This window comes from Clostridium sp. AF34-10BH, assembly GCF_003478095.1.
Classification (GTDB): domain Bacteria; phylum Bacillota; class Clostridia; order Lachnospirales; family Lachnospiraceae; genus Acetatifactor; species Acetatifactor acetigignens.
Window position 1 is genome coordinate 23,354 of record NZ_QUEC01000015.1, and the last position, 17,952, is coordinate 41,305.

Annotated in this window: 16 protein-coding genes, 1 pseudogene and 1 riboswitch; of the genes and pseudogenes, 7 read left to right on the forward strand and 10 right to left on the reverse strand. The window is 46.8% G+C overall.

All coding sequences use genetic code 11. The annotated features are described in order from the left end of the window. Positions 1-27: 27 nt before the first annotated feature. Together DWZ61_RS11015 and thrH are read right to left on the reverse strand one after the other, a co-directional pair. Entirely contained in the window at positions 28-1,728 is a 1,701-nt protein-coding gene (locus DWZ61_RS11015; RefSeq protein ID WP_022312264.1) for a methyl-accepting chemotaxis protein, read from the reverse strand. 242 nt (positions 1,729-1,970) lie between these two features. After that, positions 1,971-2,570: a bifunctional phosphoserine phosphatase/homoserine phosphotransferase ThrH gene (gene thrH, locus DWZ61_RS11020; protein ID WP_117464803.1), complete on the reverse strand. Its 600-nt coding sequence runs from the start codon at positions 2,568-2,570 to the stop codon at positions 1,971-1,973. A gap of 393 nt (positions 2,571-2,963) precedes the next feature. Between thrH and DWZ61_RS11025 the strand changes: the two genes are divergently transcribed. Further along, entirely contained in the window at positions 2,964-3,545 is a 582-nt protein-coding gene (locus tag DWZ61_RS11025) for a 50S ribosomal protein L25 (protein WP_022312266.1), read from the forward strand. A gap of 109 nt (positions 3,546-3,654) precedes the next feature. Here DWZ61_RS11025 and metK read toward each other — a convergent pair whose 3' ends face one another. The 3 genes from metK to DWZ61_RS11040 form a co-directional block, all read right to left on the reverse strand. Next, the gene (gene metK / locus DWZ61_RS11030) at positions 3,655-4,845 is read right to left on the reverse strand and encodes a methionine adenosyltransferase (RefSeq protein WP_022312267.1); all 1,191 of its coding nucleotides are present in this window, start codon (positions 4,843-4,845) and stop codon (positions 3,655-3,657) included. A gap of 167 nt (positions 4,846-5,012) precedes the next feature. Beyond that, positions 5,013-5,116: riboswitch (SAM riboswitch) on the reverse strand. A 112-nt stretch (positions 5,117-5,228) separates the two neighbouring features. Beyond that, positions 5,229-6,521, reverse strand: a complete 1,293-nt coding sequence (locus tag DWZ61_RS11035; protein ID WP_118538526.1) for a UDP-N-acetylglucosamine 1-carboxyvinyltransferase — start codon at positions 6,519-6,521, stop codon at positions 5,229-5,231. A gap of 85 nt (positions 6,522-6,606) precedes the next feature. Further along, entirely contained in the window at positions 6,607-8,193 is a 1,587-nt protein-coding gene (locus tag DWZ61_RS11040) for a M23 family metallopeptidase (RefSeq protein WP_117464723.1), read from the reverse strand. 216 nt (positions 8,194-8,409) lie between these two features. On the opposite strand from DWZ61_RS11040, the gene DWZ61_RS11045 reads away from it, so the two are divergent. After that, positions 8,410-9,600, forward strand: a complete 1,191-nt coding sequence (locus DWZ61_RS11045; RefSeq protein ID WP_118538528.1) for a DNA polymerase IV — start codon at positions 8,410-8,412, stop codon at positions 9,598-9,600. Here the strand turns inward: DWZ61_RS11045 and DWZ61_RS11050 are convergent. The 4 genes from DWZ61_RS11050 to DWZ61_RS11065 all read right to left on the reverse strand — a co-directional run bounded on the left by DWZ61_RS11050 (position 9,597) and on the right by DWZ61_RS11065 (position 12,802). Continuing rightward, on the reverse strand, positions 9,597-10,151 hold the full coding sequence (locus DWZ61_RS11050; RefSeq protein WP_118538530.1) for an XRE family transcriptional regulator: 555 nt from the start codon (positions 10,149-10,151) through the stop codon (positions 9,597-9,599). The genes DWZ61_RS11045 and DWZ61_RS11050 overlap by 4 nt on opposite strands. Before the next feature lie 184 nt (positions 10,152-10,335). Further along, positions 10,336-10,899 carry a flavin reductase family protein gene (locus DWZ61_RS11055; RefSeq protein WP_022312272.1) on the reverse strand — a complete coding sequence of 188 codons (564 nt, stop codon included), beginning with the start codon at positions 10,897-10,899 and terminating at the stop codon, positions 10,336-10,338. 72 nt (positions 10,900-10,971) lie between these two features. Further along, positions 10,972-11,574, reverse strand: coding sequence for a hypothetical protein (locus tag DWZ61_RS11060; RefSeq protein WP_022312273.1), 603 nt, complete (start codon positions 11,572-11,574; stop codon positions 10,972-10,974). Between the two features lie 553 nt (positions 11,575-12,127). Beyond that, complete coding sequence (locus DWZ61_RS11065) at positions 12,128-12,802, reverse strand: GTP pyrophosphokinase family protein (RefSeq protein WP_022312527.1); 675 nt, start codon at positions 12,800-12,802, stop codon at positions 12,128-12,130. 365 nt (positions 12,803-13,167) lie between these two features. On the opposite strand from DWZ61_RS11065, the gene DWZ61_RS11070 reads away from it, so the two are divergent. The 5 genes from DWZ61_RS11070 (at position 13,168) to DWZ61_RS11095 (ending at position 17,550) form a co-directional block, all read left to right on the forward strand. Further along, the gene (locus tag DWZ61_RS11070; protein WP_022312526.1) at positions 13,168-13,434 is read left to right on the forward strand and encodes a hypothetical protein; all 267 of its coding nucleotides are present in this window, start codon (positions 13,168-13,170) and stop codon (positions 13,432-13,434) included. A 1-nt stretch (position 13,435) separates the two neighbouring features. Beyond that, a complete protein-coding gene (locus DWZ61_RS11075) occupies positions 13,436-13,735 on the forward strand; it encodes a hypothetical protein (protein WP_117464726.1) in 300 nt (99 codons plus the stop codon). 14 nt (positions 13,736-13,749) lie between these two features. Further along, entirely contained in the window at positions 13,750-15,162 is a 1,413-nt protein-coding gene (locus DWZ61_RS11080; protein ID WP_118538534.1) for a hypothetical protein, read from the forward strand. Between the two features lie 212 nt (positions 15,163-15,374). Continuing rightward, positions 15,375-16,025 (forward strand): hemolysin III family protein, encoded by a 651-nt coding sequence (locus tag DWZ61_RS11085; RefSeq protein ID WP_182427054.1) that lies wholly within the window; start codon positions 15,375-15,377, stop codon positions 16,023-16,025. A gap of 589 nt (positions 16,026-16,614) precedes the next feature. Next, entirely contained in the window at positions 16,615-17,550 is a 936-nt protein-coding gene (locus tag DWZ61_RS11095; RefSeq protein ID WP_118538540.1) for a hypothetical protein, read from the forward strand. A gap of 48 nt (positions 17,551-17,598) precedes the next feature. Here DWZ61_RS11095 and DWZ61_RS11100 read toward each other — a convergent pair. After that, positions 17,599-17,715, reverse strand: a pseudogene (locus tag DWZ61_RS11100) (Na+-dependent transporter of the SNF family protein); the annotation flags it as partial. Positions 17,716-17,952 lie beyond the last annotated feature (237 nt).

Sequence of the window (17,952 nt, forward strand, 5' to 3'; positions counted from 1 at the left end):
ATATTTTTCTCAATGTCTCAGCCGTTCTTATTCCTGAGGAAGAATAAACTTGCTGATCAGCTCATCCAGAGAGATTGCCTGTGCAGACAATTCCTGGCTGGTAGCGGAAGATTCTTCTGCGGTAGCGGAGTTGGACTGTACTACCTCGGAGATCTGGTTGACACCCTGCTCTGCCTGATCCATGGCATTGGCCTGGTCCTTGGAGATCTCGCTGATACTGCGGGAAGACTCTGCAATCTTGCCGATACCGTCTACTACGATCTCGATGGAAGCAGCAGCGCTGTCTGCAGCCTGGTTGCCTTCCTTGATCTCCTGCATGGAACCTTCAATCAGGTCTCTGGTATCTACAGCAGACTTGGTACTCTGCTCTGCCAGCTGACGGATCTGGTCAGCAACCACAGCGAATCCACGGCCTGCCTCACCTGCTCTGGCTGCCTCGATGGAAGCATTCAGGGACAACAGGTTGGTCTGGGATGCAATATCCTCGATTTCAGAAATGATATTGCCGATCTTGTTGGAAGTATCACTGATTCTGGCCATAGCATCCACCATAGCCTTCATCTCTGCTCTGCTGTTATCTGCTTCGTTCGCATATTTTCTGGCCTGCTCATAGGACTCCTGTGCCTGTTCAGCAGCCTGCTCAATATTGGAAGTAATGTTGGTAATGGTAGCCTGCAGTTCTTCTACGGCACCTGCCTGCTCGGTAGCGCCCTCTGCCAGGTTCTGGGAAGCATCTGCCAGGTTAGCTGCACCTGCGGATACCTGCCTGGAAGACTCCTCGATGGAACGCAGTGTCTGAACCATCTGTGTCTTCATGTTACGGATAGACAGAAACAACTGTTCAAAATCACCCTGATACATATCCGGGTTCTTGGAAGTGATGTTGTAATTGCCGTTTGCCATCTGGCTCATAACTTCTCCGGTGTCGGCAATGACAAAACTCAGCTTTTCTGCCATTTCATTTGCAGAATGAATCATGTCAGCGATCTCATCCTTACTGTTCAGTGTCGGGAACGGATCGGACAGGTTACCCTGTGCAAAAGTCTCCAGACGCTTTGCCAATGCATCCAGCGGTGCTGCGATTCCCTGAGAGATTGCATGTTCCATTCTCGTTGCAATGATAATTGCCAGCACGATCACACCAACAATGATAAGCAGGAAGATAAATCCCATGATATTCAGTATGGAAGAAAGGGAATCTCCTTCACGGACATTCTCGTTCATAAGTTCACGCATGGTATCATAAATTTCATTATAAAGCGGTGCTACCTGATTCTGCATCAGCTCCTGTGCCTGCATACGCTTCTCTTCCATATCCACCTTACCGGTATTAATGGCCTGCTGATCCAGCTCCCAGTACTGCTGAATCTGCTCATTTACCTGATCATACAGTTCCTTCTCCTTTGAAGAAACAACAGTCTCGCCGACAACTTCCCAGTATTCAAGAAAAGCCTGCTTCTTCTCATCGTGAGTCGTGATCAGACCGTCCACCAGATCCGGGTCGTTATATCCTATGATTCCACGGGTTGCGGATCTTACATCCGTGAATACAGTCATGGCCTTACCGATATCTCCCTGTGAAAAACCGTAATTGGTCAATGCATGCTGATAGCGGTTCATGGTAACGATCATTGCCAGTGCTCCGAGCACTCCTGCAATAGATGATATAACTACAATAATGGCAAAAGCTTTTTTCAGGCGCTGCCTGATTTTCAAATTTTCGAACATTTTCCTCTCCTTACTATTGGTGATAACAAGTCATATTATAATATTGTAACATTTTGTAAAAATATGTAAATAACTTTTTTAATTTCGATTATATTTTTATATTTTATTTGTCTTTTCCCTGTTTTCCGTGTGTGGCGGATCAATATTCTCCATTAAACGCATTCACTGTATACACAGAAAACTCTCCTCAACAGAATAACATCTGTCCGGAGAGTTTTTCATAGTAATAGTAATATAGGAGATTATAATGCTTTTTTGATGGCTGCCATCAGTTCGTCATAGGTCTCATAGGCTGGAAGCTCCGGATGATCTTTTTTGATCTGTTCGGTACTCTTGAACAGGAACCCTGCCTTGCTGGCCTGGATCATGCCCAGATCGTTGTGGCTGTCACCGCTGGCGATGGTCTGGAAGCCGATAGACTGCAATGCCTTCACCGTAGTGTACTTGGAATTCTCCACACGCATCTTAAAACCGGTGATTTCACCGTTGTCAGCTACCTCCAGGGAATTACAGAAGATGGTGGGGTAACCCAGTTTTTTCATCAGAGGGCCCGCAAACTGTGAAAAGGTGTCACTGATAATGATGACCTGGGTAATGGAACGCAGCTCATCCAGAAACTCCTTCGCCCCGGGGATGGGGTCGATCTTTGCGATCGTCTCCTGAATCTCCTTCAGTCCCAGACCGTGTTCCTTCAGAATACCAAGTCTCCATTTCATTAATTTATCGTAATCCGGCTCGTCTCTGGTGGTTCTCTTCAGTTCCGGGATTCCGCTGGCCTCCGCAAAAGCGATCCAGATCTCCGGCACCAGTACTCCTTCCAGATCCAGGCATACAATATTCATATCCATCCTTATGTCCTCCCAGTAAATTCAAATGTATTTGTGACAAGTATACCCCATTTTACCTTTTTACGCAACCTTTTACTTTATTGTTGTAACGTGTTCTTGTAATGCAGTTGTAAATTTTTCTCAGATATATCATCATACGCACACAATTTTGAAACGAATATTTCCATGTGTTTTACATATTTTCGTTTCATGTCGTAGATGCCAAAGAGTGCCGCTTCACATTGTTTTCTGAAATTTGCTTGTAAATCCCACTTTTTTTCTGTTATTTTTGTGACATTTTAACTGTTTACTTTGTTCTATATGTGCTATAATAACCATAGTGCAAAAAGAACTTCTACAAGCTCTCATCTACACGAAACAAACGTAGAGATCGAGGAGGTCATCATTATGTTGACATTAAAAGCTGAAAAAAGAAATCCTGACGAAAAAGCAAAGAAATTAAGAAGAGACGGTTTTATCACCGGTGTTTTGTACGGAAAAGAAATGAAAGAGAATGTTTCCCTGAAATTCACAGAGAAGGATGCATCCGCTTTTATCAAGAATGCAAAAGAAGGCACCCAGGCTTATCTGGAACTGGATGGTAAGAATGTAGATGTTCTGGTAAAAAATATTGATTTTGATCCTCTGACCAAGAAATATATGGCTCTGGACTTTCAGGCTCTGGTAGCCGGCGAAATCGTATCCGCTACTGTTCCCATTGTCTATGTGAACGAAGACAAGGTACAGGGGATCTTCGAAGCAGAATTGTCCGAGGTGCATTACAAAGCAGATCCCGCACATCTGCTGGAGCCCGTTGAAATTGATCTGGCCGCTCTGCCCCAGACTACGAAGACCATGTATGTCAAGGATCTGAAGCTGGAAGAAAAAGGTGTGCATGTCACTACCTCCGGAGAACAGCAGCTGTTCCATATCGGAGAGTATGGACAGGAAGAGACGGACGAGACCGAGGAGACAGAGGAAACCAAATAAAACGCCATGCTTCATTCATACATGTGCCGCATAAAAATCAAAACAGGAACTGTTCCCTGTGAGTAAACTCCCGGGAACAGTTCCTGTTTCATTTTCGCATGGCTCGTAACTATGCCAGGTATTTCTTCAATAAATCCACCTTGTCCAGCTTCTCCCAGGGCAGGTCCACATCGGTACGTCCAAAGTGGCCATAGGAAGCGGTCTGCTTGTAGATAGGTCTGCGCAGATCCAGCATCTTGATGATGCCTGCGGGTCTTAAGTCGAAGTTCTCACGAATGATCTCCACCAGCTTATCATCATGCAGTTTGCCCGTACCGAAGGTATCTACCATGATGGAAGTAGGATGTGCCACACCGATAGCGTAAGACAGCTGGATCTCACACTTTTCAGCCAGTCCTGCCGCTACGATATTCTTGGCAACGTAACGTGCTGCGTATGCCGCACTTCTGTCCACCTTGGTGCAGTCCTTGCCGGAGAATGCTCCGCCGCCGTGACGTGCATATCCACCGTAGGTGTCTACGATGATCTTACGGCCGGTCAGTCCGCTGTCGCCGTTAGGTCCGCCGATTACGAAACGTCCGGTAGGATTGATGAAGAACTTGGTGTCTGCATCGATCATGTCTGCGGGCAAAACAGGATCAAATACATACTTCTTGATGTCCTCATGGATCTGCTCCTGAGATACATGTTCGTCATGCTGGGTAGACAGAACGACTGCCTCCAGACGAAAAGGCTTGCCATTCTCATCATACTCTACGGATACCTGACTCTTTCCGTCGGGTCTTAAATAGGAAAGTGTACCATCCTTACGAACCTTGGTCAGCTGTCTGGTCAGCTTGTGTGCCAGAGAGATGGGATACGGCATATATTCCGGAGTCTCATCCGTAGCATAGCCGAACATCATACCCTGATCTCCGGCACCGATGGCATCCAGCTGTTCATCGGTCATGTGGCTTTCTTTTGCTTCCAGGGCCTTGTCTACGCCCATGGCGATATCAGTGGACTGCTTGTCCAGAGATACCATAACGGCACAGGTGTTGCCGTCGAATCCCTTCTCGGAAGAATCATAGCCGATCTCGGTCACGGTCTTACGAACAATAGCGGGAATATCAATATTTGCCTTGGTGGTGATCTCACCCATTACCAGTACGAAACCGGTATTGGTGCAGGTCTCACATGCTACACGGCTGAACGGATCCTGCTCCATCAGCGCATCCAGTACCGCATCAGATACGGCATCACAGATTTTGTCGGGATGTCCTTCGGTTACGGACTCCGATGTAAATAAACGTTTTTCCATTTGTCCTCCATTCTGCTTCCTTGCGGGAAGAGGGTCTAGTGTATGAGTTGCTAAAGTCCTGTCATTCAGAGCCTCATTCGTAAAATCAAATTTTCAATGCCGACAGCTCTGAATGATGCAAAAAAGTCCGCTTTCATAAGCGGACTGATTTATTGTGCGATCAAATCCTCTTATTGTTCGACAGTTATTCGCTCAGGTGGGCACCTTCCGCATTCTGCGGGGTTGCCGTGGCTTCATCGATCCTATGTATCTCCACCACTCTGAATAAGGGAAAGTCTATATGAACTTTTCTACGCTAATTAACTTACTATGAGTTACCTGTTTTGTCAACAGACATTTTTTTCAAAATGTCATTCTGTTGTGGTTTATGAGAAATCCACTCATTAACCGATCTTCAGCTTGAACTTCTGCAGGTCCCGCTCCGTCTCGACCAACTCGATCTGGGCTCCCAGTCCCTGTAATTTCAGGTGGAAATCCTCATAACCTCTCTCAATATAGCGGATATCATCCACAGTAGAGAATCCTTCTGCAGACATGGCAGCCAGTACCAGTGCTGCTCCCGCCCGCAGATCCGGTGCGGAAATATTGGCTCCGGTATATCTGGATACACCGTCGATGATAGCGGTGTTGCCTTCTACTTTGATGCTGGCGCCCATACGGGTCAGCTCATCCACATATTTGAAACGGTTCTCGAAAATACTCTCCGTCACGATGCTGGTTCCTTTGGAAAGTCCCAGCGCCACTGTGATCTGGGGCTGCATATCCGTAGGAAATCCGGGATAAGGCAGGGTCTTCACCTGGGTATGCTGCAGAGGCTTGGACGCTACCACACGGATACAGTCATCCGCTTCCTCTACTTCACAGCCAATCTCCAGAAGCTTTGCCGTAATAGACTCCAGATGCTTCGGAATCACATTTTTCACCGTCACATCGCCCTTGGTCACTGCCGCTGCGAACATAAACGTACCGGCTTCGATCTGATCGGGAATCACGGCATACTCTGTGCCATGCAGATGGGAAACACCCTTGATACGGATCACATCCGTACCGGCACCCTTGATATTGGCTCCCATGCTGTTCAGGAAGTTCGCCAGATCCACCACATGAGGCTCCTTGGCAGAGTTCTCGATAATCGTGGTGCCTTCCGCCATTACCGCAGCCATCATGATATTGATGGTAGCGCCGACACTGACCACATCCATATAAATATGGCTGCCGCGCAGATGCTCCGCCTGTGTCTTGATCAGGCCATGCTCGATCTTCACGTCCGCGCCCAGAGCACGGAAGCCCTTAATATGCTGGTCGATGGCACGGCAGCCGATATCACATCCACCGGGAAGTGCCACTTCCGCATGCTTGTATTTACCTAACAAAGCACCGATCAGATAGTAGGACGCTCTGATCTTCTTGATATTTTCATCTTCTACTACAAGTTCACTGATGTTGGATGCATTGAGAGTCACTTTGTGACGGTCGGTTCTCTTTACGATCACGCCGATGTTCTCCATGGCGCTCAAAAGGACATTCGTATCTCTTACATCCGGCATATTTTCTATATAAACAGTCTCATCCGTCATCACGGAAGCAGCAAGAATAGGAAGTGCCGCATTCTTGGCACCTCCTATTTCAACTTCACCGACTAATGGATTACCGCCTTTAATTGCGTATTGTTCCATTGTTTCTTACCTCTGTCATTCTCAGATCAGAAAAACCTTCTTATGCACTTATACCACATTTTCGCACATTTGTAAATACAACGCCCTAATTCAGGTACTTCAACGGGTTCACCTGGCTACCATTAATGAGGATCTCAAAGTGAAGATGAGGTCCCGTACTTACGCCGGTATTACCGCTCAGTGCAATACGTTCTCCCTGTTTTACCGTCTGGCCGACCTTGACGAGCACCTTGCTCAGATGTCCGTATCGGGTCTGTCTGCCGTCTTCATGGTTGATATAGACACAATAACCGTATCCACTTCCCCATCCGGCTCTGGCCACTGTACCGCCGCAGGATGCAAATACCGCAGTTCCGGTAGGAACCGACCAGTCCACACCCTTATGGTAGCTGCTGGCACCCTTGGTAGGTGACTTTCTGCGTCCGAAATTGGAACTCAGACGTCCACCGGAAATAGGCTTGATATAGGTCGGAGGAATCTTGGTGCCTCGTTCCACAATCTTGGGAACTGCCTCCATGACCACTTCTTCCTTCAGAATATCCCTGGTGACCTCTCTGTCATTCAGATAAGATACATCCGCCACTACCCGACGGAAACCGGCGGAGGGCTGCTGCAAAATCTTGGTCTGGGTCGTATACCAGGAATCGTTGTCCACATAAATTACATCTGCATCATAGATTTCTTCATAATAATTCTGCTCCATGCGCTCCACGGACAGCTCCGGCTGCGGCACGGTAATGATCAGCTTGTCCCCTACGCGGATCGTAGAATTTTCATCGGTCAGTGTCTCGCTGTTCATGGCGATGATCTGATCCATCGGAATATTTACTTTAATCGAAATCTCCGACAGGGTATCTCCGCTGACTACTTCATATTCTCCGGGGGTCTCCTGATCCTTGATCACATCCTCGATTGCCTGATCCAGCGGAGTCAACATGCTTTCCGGAAGATAGGTCTCTACGATTTCCACCTTTTCCGCAAAGTCCATGGTCATCAGCCCAAGATCATAGTCTTCGAAATCTTTTTCCCCCTGCTGGTCTGCCTGGGAGCCCGCCTGATCCAGTACGGACTGTACACCGCCTGCATAGATGGATTCTTCCTTCTGTTCTTCCTGAGCGGTCAGTTCCTGTTTATTGACTACCTCGGTGGTAAGAACATTGAATTCCTTCTGTGCATCGTGAGTCAGTTCCACGCTGAATTTGTCTTCACTGTCGTATTTGTCCACTGCTGCCTGCAGCAGAGACTCCACATCCTCCACGCTGGACAGGTTGACCATATATTCATTTACTTTCATTGTATAGGATCTGTGGGAAGTCTCACGAATACTGCTCTCCAGTTCCCGTTCCATGGCTGCCAGCAGATTGTCCTCATTGTCCAGTGTTCCCCACAGCACTTCTTCACCGACCAGCTTTAAATCTGCGTCCACAAAGATCATATCATCACTCTGGGAAGCGATATTCCTTCTGGCTTCCTGCAGAAGCTGCTCCGCTCTGTCTGCTTCGCCCACCGTTCCGATCTCATTGCCGTTCAGGAACACGTGGAAGTAATTCTCTCCGGTCTTTTCAAACGCTGCATACCCTTTGAGGAAAAAGAGGCTCACAAAAAGAGTGGCCAGCGTTGTTTTCACATATGTATATTTTACTCTTTTCGAGTAAGATGTCAGTTTCTTCATGAATTCCTTCTCGATCTATCGTATCTGAAAACAGTATGCCCCCTTCGGGCATTCTGTATACCTGTCTTACTGTAATAACTTTGTAACATATAGATTCTATCAGCATTTATATGCCTTGTAAAGAAAGAATGTCTGTTCGATTTTTTTGTTTTCTCCCGAACCGATCTATGCTATACTGGAGGTAAATAAAACGGTCTGATCCGGAAAGGAGACGCCATGAGGGAACCGGTCATTTTTCATATTGATGTCAATTCCGCTTTTTTAAGCTGGACGGCGCTGGCCCGTCTGGAACAGGGGGATCCTGTGGATCTGCGCACGATCCCTTCCATCGTAGGCGGTGACACCTCCACCAGACACGGTGTGGTTCTGGCCAAATCCATTCCCGCCAAGGCTTTCGGCATCACTACCGGTGAACCGGTGGTTAATGCCCTGCGCAAATATCCGCATCTGGTCATGGCTTCTCCGGATCATAATATGTACCGTCTGAAAAGCCAGATGCTTATGGAACATCTGGCGGGTATCTGCCCCGACATCGAACAGGTCAGCATCGATGAATGTTATATGGACTATACGCCCATTGCGGCGAACTACGTCTCTCCCGAGGAAGCCGCTGCTTTCATTCGTCACTCTGTTTTTGAAAAATTTAAATTTACGGTAAATGTGGGAATTTCGGATCGAAAGGTTCTGGCCAAGATGGCCTCTGATTTTGAGAAACCGGATAAGACTCACACCTTGTATCAGCGGGAAATAGCGCAGAAAATGTGGCCGCTGCCTGTTTCCGCCCTGTTCACCTGCGGACATTCCAGTGCGGAGACTCTCCACAAATTAGGTATTCTCACGATCGGGGATCTGGCAAAGACGGATCCTGCGATCCTGGAAGCACATTTAAAAAGTCACGGTCGTTGTCTGTGGCAGTATGCCAACGGCATCGACGATTCCACAGTAGTCCTGGCTCCTTCCAAGGCAAAAGGGATCGGCAACTCCACCACTTTAAGCAGCGATGCCACCACCAAAGAGGAAGCCTGTAAAGTATTGCTGTCTCTGTGTGAATCCGTGGGCAGGCGTCTACGGGCCTCCCACCAGTTGGCAGGACAGATCTGCACGGAGATCCGGTACAGTGATTTCCGGAACGTTTCTCACCAAATGCCGATAGACATTCCCACGGCTTCCGTGAATCTCCTGTACGAAGATGCCTGTGCATTATTCGACGAATTATGGGATTCCACTCCCATACGGCTTCTGGGGATCCGCACTTCCAAGCTGGTGCCGGAAGACGAACCGGTTCAGCTCAGCCTGTTTGATTTTCCGGCTCCCCGTTCCGAGAAACAGCAGAAGCTGGATGCCGCACTGGATAATATCCGGGCAAAATATGGCAAGGATGCCATCAAGCGGGGGCGTTTTCTCTAACGCTGCGTGGTAATGATCATGTTGAGTACCGCCTTGGTCTCACCCACATTGTGATAGACATGTTTCCTGTCACAGGCAAAATAGAGAGAACCACCTGTCTTCACCAGAAAACTGGAATCTTCCAGAATCAGTTCGACCTCCCCGGATACCACCGTCAGGTATTCCCAGGTCTGCTCCCCGTGGGATTCGCTTTCCATCCGGGCATTTCTGGTCAGCTCGCCCTGATATATCTCGAAATTTCTTCCGGCATCGTAGGGCAGCATCACATAGATCCGGTATTCCCCTTCCTTTGCCTTGCATACCGGAGCCTCTTCCGGAGACGGCACCACCATGATTTCTTTCCTATTATAAATCAACTGTTCAAAAGGTACCTTCAATCCCTCCACGATCTTCCCGATAGTGGACACCGTGGGATTGGATTCTCCTCTCTCGATCTGTCCCAGCATGCTTTTGCTGACACCGGTACGCTCCGCCAGCATATCCAGACTCATATTTTTGGATTTGCGGATTCTTTTCAGATTGAATGCTATGTTTTTATCGATCTGTGTCATATGCTTCACCCGGACTTTCCCATGATTGCGGTACCCGGCAGATATTTTCCCGCCACCGCATAAAAAAAAGCATCAGACTCCCGTCTGATGCTACTTCTTCGTAGTAAAATTTACCATGTTCTTATTTATGACTTATGATACCGAAACGGAGGGCAAACGTCAAGTAATTTTTTACCTGTGTTACTCATCGCTTCTTTACACTATATCCGAAGGTTCCCAGCAATTCGCCACAGCCGAAATAGGAACCGTGGGAATAGATGATGGGTTCCGCCTGCTCCAGGTGGAATTTGTGCTTCTCATCCATATATTTTTCATCGGCATGTACTGCCACCACATCCGCCAGGAACATATCATGGGATCCCAGCGGCAGGATCTGTCGCACCTTACATTCAATGTTCACCGGACTCTCTTTTATCATCGGTGCTTTCACCTCAGATGCCGGAATGGGAGTCAGTCCCATTTCTTTGAATTTATCCACGTCCCGTCCACTTTTCACGCCACAGTAATCTGTGGCAAATGCCAGCTCCTTCGTGGTCAGATTGATCACGAATTCTCCGGTCTCCTTCAGGATCGGATAGGAATATCTCTCGGGGCGTACGGAGATCGACACCATGGGCGGATTGGTACATACGGTTCCTACCCAGGCCAGCGTGATAATATTGGGGCGGCCGTCCCGGTCAGCCAGGCTCACCATGACAACCGGCAGGGGATACAGCATATTTCCCGGCTTCCAAAGTTGTTTTCCCATTTCCGTAAAACCTCATTTCCGTTACTTTCTTATCAATTTCAGCATTCTTAAATGAATACTTTATCTGCCTTTTCAGAAAATGTGCAAAATGCTCAATACATGAAGAACAATATCCGCAACCGTCAGAACTACTGCTGCAATGGATACTCCCAGCACACCGTTCAATTTACCGCCAAGGTTTTCCTTTACTTTTGCTGCGATGGCTTCGGTCTGCTTCTCGTTCTCTTCTACCACAACCGCCTGTACATTACGGTATACCTTTACGCATTCCTTATGTACATTCTCTTCCGTAGTGCTCAGTTTCTCATCCACATGCTTCTGAAGCTCGTCCAACACCTCGGTACTCTGCTGCAGTTCTTCCAGTTTGGCAGTATACTGCTGTCCCAGAGCTTCCAGTTTCTCTGTGTTCTCCTGCTGCAGCTTCTGCAGGGCAGCCACGCCTTCCTCGGAAAGCTTCGTCACTTCCGGAGCAATGGTCTCGGACATCAGCTTCTCCATCTCCTGATTGATCGCTTTCAGTTCCTTATTGACCTGCTGCATCTGTGCCAGGCACTCGTCGTATTCCCGCAGCTGGCTTTTCAGCTGATCCATCTCTTCGGCATCAGCCGCGGAATTCGCCTTGATCATTTCCTGGGCATTCAGCTTTTGTGCAAGTTTATCCATAAAAGTATCCATCCATCTTCCTCCAAACATATTTCGTCCCTCATGTGAACAGTTTCCCTTTTCAACTGTCCCTATTTTACCATGTTTATTCCCCGGTTACAACCAAAACCCCATGAATACTGTGTTTTCATGGTTTGCGCGTTTTTATGCAATTTGTACAGTTTCTTTTTTGGTTTCTGTACTTTTTCGTAAAATTCACCAAGTTTTCACATCATGTTCATAATTTGTTCATAATTGGTTGGTATACTTTAAATACAGTCAAGGAAGAGATAAGACTTCCGGATAACAAAGCATATAAGATAAATTTTTTCATAATAGCCCAGGCGCCGAAAGGTGTCTGGGCACTCCTCATTTTACGGGGATTTTCCTGTCATCCCATTACTGTTTTGACCATAAAAAAGAATCTCGCTTGCGAGATTCTCCGCCTGCGGCGGGTCGCTTTTGCGACATATTTCATAACCGCCGCAGTGCGATCCCTGCGGAGCATTTTTAATTCATAGGAAGAAATTTCCTATGAATTAAAAATGCTTCTGTCGTTTGTATTACACCGGCAGAAGCTTTTGGATTATTTGGATGTTACGCTATTTAATTGTTTTTCCTCTTCTCTCTTTTGGCTGATGGCTAGTATCTCTTCGTTCAGAGACAGCATCCTCGCATCCAGATCAGACACCATTCTCGCACACTCCACCAGTTCATTTTTAATGCTCTCCGGAGCATCGCCCTCGAATTTGTAATGGATCTTATGCTCCAGGCTGGCCCAGAAGTCCATGGCAACCGTCCGGATCTGTATCTCCACCTTCGTATCCACCGTGCGGTCCGACAGATAGACCGGAATACTGACGATCATATGATAGCTTTTATAGCCACTGGCTTTGGGATATGTAATGTAATCCTTCACCGCGATCACCTGAATATCCTTCTGATCCCGGATCATATCCGCAATGCGGTAAATGTCCGATGTAAAGGAACAGATGATGCGGATGCCAGCAATATCGTTTATGTATTTTACCATGTTATCTATGGTGGATTCCTGCCCGTAGCGTTTGAGCTTTTTCACAATGCTTTCCGGGGTCTTGATCCGTGCCTTGATGTGTTCGATGGGATTGTACTGGTGTACATGCTGAAACTCGTCGTTCAGAATCTGCATCTTTGTCTCCATCTGACGCAGTGCGGCGCTGTATACCAGCGTGACCTCCTTCCAGCTGTCGATTCCATCCCCGTTTTCTACCTTAAACTCCATATTACCTCTCAATCTCTTCTGTCACAGAAGGCTCTGCGACCATTTTTCATATTTGTTACTTCCGTAGACGCTTTTTCGTTACGGAAATTCTGCATTCGTACGTTGATATTTATGATAATTATAGCATACCTCCTTTTAAAAATGTATAATTTTAACAAAACCTTTATTATTTTTTAAGATTGATTGGGCAGTTTTATAGTACGCTTTCGCAAACGTGCCGATTCGGCGGACGAAAGCTATCCCATATACAATGTAAGATGGATCTGATGGTTGTGTGACTTTTTTGCTTGCAGGGGAAACCTCTTCCTATTATAATTTATTATTAACGACCAATATGTCTGATTTTTTGCGTAAGGAGATTTTCTATGTTCCGTATGTGGGCCAAAATTTTTAAAAATAATCATATGCTGAAAGACACCTGCATCGAGGACGGCAGTGACGATACCCGTACCCATAAAGTTTTTCACTCTCTGGACGAAGTCTGCCATCAGTTTGATCTCGGTACGCCCATCTGGCTGGATATGAATATTGCAGACTTTAAACGTCACAACAAGACCCGTTTTACCCAGGACAGTTTTGTAGAGTCCATCGATTTTGACTATCTGGAGATCCAGATCATTGAGGAGGATTAAGATGAACAGCAATTATTCCGCACAAGAGAAAAATTTTGCAACCGCATTGCTGCATAATCTGTGGAAATATCTGTTGCTTGCCGCATCTATAGTTGCTACCGTCAAGATTATTTTCTTCGGATTCGACATTGACGAGCAGTATGCCGTATCTATGGCTTACCGTCTGGTACAGGGAGACAGAATGTTTCTGGAAATGTGGGAGCCTCATCAGACTTCCGCGTTCTTTTCTGCTGCCTTTTTATGGCTGTATATGCAGTTGTTTCACACCTTAAAATACTCCGTCTCTTTCTGCGAATCGTAGGTGTCGTTACACAGTTGCTCATCAGTATTCTGACCTACCGGACTTTCCGTAAGTTTGTAACTGAGAATACTGCTTTTGTCATTGCTGTTTTTTACTACAATATCATTTCCAAGAACAGTACCGTTCCCGATTTTTCCAATATGCTTCTGTGGTTCAGTACTCTGGTCTTCTTAAGCTTTCTGGAATTTAGTCTGAATCGCGGTACCTCTGCACGCCGTCCTGCCTTTTTCCTGATTGCCGCCGGAGTAAGCACTTCCCTTCTTGTGCTTTCTTATCCCACCTGTATTTTCGTGGTACTTCCCGGATGTATCGGTATCTGGCTGTTATCTGCTGCCGGAAACCGTCTGAAAAATCTTCTGATTTATCTCGGGACCTGTGGTGTCTGCGGTCTGGGTTGGTTGGCCTACTTTTTGTTTCATATGTCTTTCCGGCAGTTTCTGGATGGCTTGTCAGAAATGCTGACCGACGGCTCCCACGATGTCGGACTGCTTGGGAAATTAAAAGATAACCTTTCCTGCCTCGGCGAAACCTTTCCTTATCTGCTGGTCGCTCTGGTGATTGCTTTGGTATTCTGGTGTTTTTTCCGATTCATATGCCGGAAAAACTACCGTTTCTTCCTGTTGTTGATTATTTTCCTGATTCTGGAACAGCTTTTTGTATGGTATCGGTTGCAAAAGCATATCGAGTATCCCGGGTTCGTCTATCTTCTGTTCCCGCTGTGGGGCATTTATTGTTATTTCCGCCGTAAAAAGTCTTCTGGCAAATTGGCCCCTGTTTATAAGGCATTGTTCTGGTTTGGAAGTATTACTTCTCTGTTTTTGCTCCTTGCCGCTTTTACAGCCAGCAATACAATGCTCTACGAGTCTGCCGATTATATGGCTATCGGTATGTTGGTTTCTTTATGCTATGCAGAGCGGGAAATATCGGAATCTCCCGTTTTCTGGAAATCTTTTGTCCTGCTGTTTGTGGGACTTGCCGTCATTCACAAAGGATTTCTGTTGTATAATATTTACGGTCACGACACCATTTTCGTCACACGGCAGAAAGCGGAAGAGGGCCCCATGGCAGAAATCTACGGCCGGTATTCCGATGGCTACGAGTATAATATCCGAGGACGTCTGTTAGACGAATTCATTCCCCGGGGCAGCAAAGTACTGATTGCCAGCCATAAGAGCATTATGTATCTTCAGGAGGATTACGTGATCTGCAACTATTCCACCATCAGCACTCCGACCATCGATGAGCGCTTATTCCAATACTGGACGCTCTATCCGGACAAAGTGCCTGAATATATTGTATGGGATAAAGGTTCTGAAGGCTACATTGCAACAAATCCGGAAGTAAATGCCCGTCTGGTAGAGAATGCGGAGTTACTGGTTGATGATGAAGGGCTGTTGATCTACAGACTTCCTGCCAATCCTTATTGATACTTTTCTCCCAAATATCTGAATGACTATTGACTTTTCCTTTTTTGTGCGGTAGTATTTGCATTGTCAGATGTAGTTTTGAAAACTATATATAAAAGTATTTCAGAATACGTGTTGTTATTTTGAATAGTAAATACTATTGTCGGATAAAATGATCTTAAATAGATTCGATTTGCAGACGGCAGCTGCTGTCGGGAAAAGGAGGAGTTATTATGCAGATTACCATAAGAGAGCCGGGAAGTGCCATTACCCATTTCATTGCCATGATGATGGCAATGTTCGCAGCTGTGCCACTGTTAGTGAAAGCCGGTGTACAGTCCGGGCAGGAAAATTTCCTGGCCATGGCCATTTTCATGGGCAGCATGATCCTGTTATACGGTGCCAGCGCCACTTATCATTCCGTGGACCTCACCGGTAAAAGTCTCCGGGTCTTCCGGAAGCTGGATCATATGATGATCTTTGTATTGATCGCCGGTTCTTACACACCGGTGTGTCTCATTGTGTTGGGCGGTAAGCTGGGATATACGCTGCTGGCTCTTGTCTGGGGTATTGCCGCTGTCGGCATGATCGTAAAAGCCTGCTGGATCACCTGTCCCAAGTGGTTTTCCTCTGTGATCTACATTGCCATGGGCTGGGTATGTGTCCTGGTATTCGGGCCTCTGCTGAAAACTCTGTCCACGCCCGCTTTTCTCTGGCTGTTGGCCGGCGGCATCATCTACACCGTGGGCGGTGTCATCTATGCCCTGAAGCTGCCGATCTTCAATGCGAAACATAAGTTCTTCGGCTCCCACGAAGTGTTCCACCTCTTCGTCATGGGCGGAAGCGTATGTCATTTCATTTTTATGTATTTATATGTAGCATAGCTACGAGCCATGCAAAAATAGAGTGGAACACCTCGATGGGCGCTTGCGCACAAGCGAGGCTGGTTCACTCTATTTTTATACCGTGCGTCCCGCCTTATCGGACGCACTCCCAGAGCGGCAGAAGGCCCTCAGGCAGATATCGGTCTCCGAGTGTGAATTTTCTAAACCCGTGGATCAAGTATTTCTCATCCAAACGGGCACGGCTCCAGGCGACATCCATGTCGCCGACCGCCTGTCGCAAACATCGTGTTTGTTCCACCCTGACTTTTTACCACAGGTTAAGAAAATATCAACACTCTCCGACAGACATCTGCCTGAGGGCGTTCTGTTTGTATTCAAAACGCCAATTTCTAAGAAAAAAATACAAAAACATAAGATTTTGCTATGTAAAAAGTCTCTATTTTCGCTACACAAGCAAAATAAAGAAATTCCGTACAAAAAATCCTGATTTCGGAACTTTTTTGTACGGAATTCGTTGTTTTGGGGCTTTTTACACCAAACTTTCTATTTACCGAAACTTCCCCGCCCAATATTCGTCTTATTATAATGTGATCACCATAACACTTCACGATTTTGGGAGGGTATCTTTATGAAGAAGGCTATTTTACTATCAACACTGACAACGATTCTTACGCTTTCCTTGGCGGGATGTGGTTCTACCGGGGGTCTGGAGGATTCTGTAGGGGTGCAAAATTCCACGGCCCCCACCGGGCCAATCGCCCCGGTCATCGCGGAAAGCCTCGTTCCTACAGAATGCCCGGAAAACGGGCCTGCCGACGATCTGGCGATATCCATGGGGAATGAAGCTATCTGTGATCTGGGACCGGTTCAGTTCTCCCTGTCCCTTCCGGAGACCTGGGACTATGAGATCCGCAATTTAACTTTCGCAGGTACCACCACGACCGATGCTATCATCTTCTGGAACATCGCATACCCGGAGGATACCTTTACGCTTATCTATGCTCCCGTCCCGGGAATCTGCGGCACCGGCGTCACCAGCGAGGAGATCACTCTGCCCGACAGCAACTTAAACGGCTGGAAAAATACCGAGATCTACCAGACAGAACAAAAATACTGGATTTACATTACATTATCCAATCCCGATGTCCCTTTACAGGGAAATACCCTACAGCTGGAAGCCACTATTCCGTTAACAGACTGGTACACTCTGGAAACAGATTTCAACCGCATCCTCGAAACCATCCAGCTTCAATATACAAGTTTCGAAGCTCCTGTGACGCAGGATATTCTGATCTTACCGGAAGAAACGCAGTCAACGACTCCAGACATTCTGCCCTTGCCAGAAGAAACGCAGTTCGCTCCCCAAGACAAGTTACCCTTGTTAGAAGAAAGACAGTCCAACTGTATCGAGCTGGATACGGATTTCGGTGCACCTGTGACTCAGGATATTCTGATCCTGCCAGAACAAACTCAACCTGCAACTCAGGAGAAACTGCCCCTGTTGGAACAAAGGCAGTCCAACTGTATTGAGCTGGATGCAGATTTCAGAGCCCCCGCATCGTAGGATACTCTAATCTTACCGAAAGAATCACATCCTTGTCTCACGACAGCCGCCATCCTTGGCCGCCAGATAAGGGAATCTCCACAGATTGCCCACACCCACCGCTCTTCCGGCCGCCGCCAGCACGAAACCGATCTGCCCGGAGAAATTACTTGTTTTCTTTTCCATATGATTCACGCTCCTTAAAACACTTGTGACATGAGGATAGCATATGCTATACTATCAGTAAAACGAATGTTTTTATTGGTATACATAAGTTTTTGTAATGTGATAAGTCTCAAGAGAAAATAAGTGGCTGCAAAGCAGACATTTGTTTTTTGGACTCATCAGCTCACGAATATCCTGCGAAGCAGGATGTAAAAATTCGTGAGCTTATACTATAATGAGTACAAGAAAGCCAATCTG